The sequence below is a fragment of the Atribacter sp. genome (assembly GCF_035418125.1).
In the GTDB taxonomy this organism is placed as follows: Bacteria; Atribacterota; Atribacteria; order Atribacterales; family Atribacteraceae; genus Atribacter; species Atribacter allofermentans.
The window spans coordinates 1-2702 of sequence record NZ_DAOLQM010000275.1; the positions used below are offsets into that span (position 1 = coordinate 1).

3 protein-coding genes are annotated in these 2702 nt (G+C 37.2%); 1 reads left to right on the forward strand and 2 read right to left on the reverse strand.

Going from position 1 to position 2702, the window contains the following annotated elements:
• A partial coding sequence (locus PLK24_RS10420; protein WP_324478894.1) for an ABC transporter substrate-binding protein occupies positions 1–593 on the forward strand: 593 nt, incomplete at its 5' end.
• A gap of 81 nt (positions 594–674) precedes the next feature.
• On the opposite strand, the gene PLK24_RS10425 is transcribed toward PLK24_RS10420, so the two are convergent.
• Both PLK24_RS10425 and PLK24_RS10430 read right to left on the reverse strand, forming a co-directional pair.
• Positions 675–2096: an ABC transporter substrate-binding protein gene (locus PLK24_RS10425; RefSeq protein ID WP_324478896.1), complete on the reverse strand. Its 1422-nt coding sequence runs from the start codon at positions 2094–2096 to the stop codon at positions 675–677.
• Positions 2093–2702, reverse strand: a 610-nt coding sequence (locus tag PLK24_RS10430) for an ABC transporter ATP-binding protein (protein ID WP_324478898.1), incomplete at its 5' end; no start/stop codon positions are given. The genes PLK24_RS10425 and PLK24_RS10430, both read right to left, overlap by 4 nt.

A 2702-nucleotide genomic window follows, 5' to 3' on the forward strand; every position in this document is an offset into this window, starting at 1 on the left:
AGCTTCCTCGGTATGAATATGATTTGATAAAAGCCAAAGAAGAATTTCAAAAAGCTTGGGGTGGCAAGATTTGGGATAAGGGTTTTCAAGTAACCTTGGCTTATGATACCGGAAATGAAGTATTCCAGACTGCCTGTGAAATACTAAAGGAAAACATCGAATCTTTAAATCCTCGATTTAAAATACAAATCCAGGGAATACAATGGCCAAGTTTTCTGGATTCTTTCAAATTAGGTCAGTTACCTGCAATTGTAATTAGCTGGATTGCTGATTATCCCGACCCCCATAACTTAATCTTTAGTCACTATCACAGTAATGGAGCAATTGGAGGAGCTCAAGGCGAGGGTTTTGCTGAATTTGCTAAGAATAATTTGAATCACCAGATTGATGCTGCACTTATTGAAACCAATCCAGAATCCCGGCAAAAATTGTATGAAAATATTCAAATCGATGCTTATAAGCATGCCCTGGGAATACCCTTATTTCAACCCATAGAAATCCATTTGATGAAAAACTGGGTCAAAGATTGGGTGTTTAATCCAATTCAATGCGGTGAAGCTAATTTTGATATCATCTATAAAAAAGAGCAATAAACATTTGATGAAAGAAGCATCAAATGTTTATTGCTCTTTAAAAATATGATTGTTGGTGGATATCAACTTCTTGATTAAGTTTTAATCCCAAGGGTGTATTCGTTTTCCTGCTTGCTGGGACTGTTCCAAAATATGAAGAGCTTCTTTACCGGTGAGGGTTTGATCGGGTAAAAAGGTATCATCAGATAAAATTCCATCAAAAATGCCAGCTTGGTATGTTATCTTTATGGCAGTTTGGTAAGGACGATCTAAATGACTTATATCTGAGGGAAGGATTCGATCTTTTTTAAGGTGTTCAAAGTCAAGTAAACAATATAACCAAAATGCAGCTTCTTTTCTGGTGATGGGTTTATCAGGATAAAAGTAATAATTTTCTTCCTTCATTTCCGGATCGATGATTCCCAAATGAATGAGAGTTTCTACATATCTACTGGCAGGATCAGTCCACTGAAGATCGACACAATTCCCATAAGAATAAGATTTTTTATTTTGAAAGTCTTTTAATGTTGGGACGTAGAGTTGAATACCGTTTATTTGGACCATCAAAGTAACGAAGTCTTTCCTGGATATCTGGTGAAGATTGGTATATTTTTCGGAACTGATGATTTTATTCAGATGGAATATTTTAAACAATTCTTCCAGGCCCCACAGAAGCCTCGGGGTGGGACGACTGACGATTGATTCATTAACCACGAATACCTGTCGGTTTTGAACAGCTCGAATATTATTAAAGCCGGGGCGTTCATAGATAGAAGGAACTGATACTCGATTCATCCGACCGGTTTGGGCGATATAGATATCGATATCTTTAGCTTTAGAAAGCAACCGTTCAATACCATAATCAGCAATCCGAGAATCGGGTGAGGTTGCAACGGCATCAGAGGCAATATTTAAACCACCCGCCATCGTGATGAGCTGATCAACGATGCTTCCCGGAGTAGTAGTGGAAAATTTATCACTTATTGCTTCAAAAAAAACACGAGGGCGGTCATCTGAATCAATGGTAAACCTTTTCGCTTCAGAATTAAGATCTTGGATGAGTTGTCGTGCTGATTCCTCCCGCCCGGTTATAATACCCAATTTCACTAAATAAGGTTCGAGGTCGTTCCAGTCTTCTGGATTGAGATTGATAACTGGAATACCAATTTTTTCCAAAGTTTCAACAAATCGTGGATAGCGTTCCAGGATAAAATCCCGGATAAGTACGACATCAGGGTTCAAAGCAATAATTTTTTCCGGATCGGACCTATAATCACATACGGTTTTTTTATTGACCGATGGAGGGTAATCCTCGCTCCCAGATATCCCTATAATTTGTTCTTCTGCACCGAGATAATAAAGGTTCTCAGTATGAGCAGTATAGAGAGATACAATTCGTTGAACTGGATGTTCGAACTGAAACACGATTCCACGATCATCAGTTATGGAAATCTGAGTACTTCCCATTCCTGATAGGGCAAATAACAAAAAAAGGATACTAAAAACTATGAATAATTTTTTCATTTGAATATATCCTCCTTTTCTTTTTGGAAATTGGGATAAATCCATCTTATTTCACTATCATCATGATATTGAAAATCCAGGTCGACTTGAAAAACTCTTTTTAAAACCTCGGGTTGTAAGGCTTTTTCTTTGTTGACATACAAAGATACTCCTTGAGGTTCGAAGAAGAGAATTCGATCGGCTAACAAAGGAGCCATAAAAAGATCGTGAACCGAAGTAACCACAAGAGATCCCTTCCGAACCAAGTCTTTAAGTAATTGAATAAAAAATAATGAATAATGAATATCTAAATTTGAAAAAGGTTCATCAAGTAAAAGAATTGGTGTTTGTTGACAAAAGGATCGAGCTAAGGCAACTCGTTGTTTTTCTCCACCACTAATCTCGGTAATTTTTTTGGAAGCCAAATCAATCAAGCCGGTTTTCTCTAAAATAGAAACGGTGATGCGATGATCTTCCTGAGAATAATCGAAAAAATTTGCTTTATAGGGATAACGCCCCATAAGAACCGTTTCATAAACGGTGAAGGGAAAATGTACAGCATAGTTTTGTGGTACAAAGGAAACGAGTTGGGCAATTTTCGATCGTTTATAAGAATGAAGATCAATA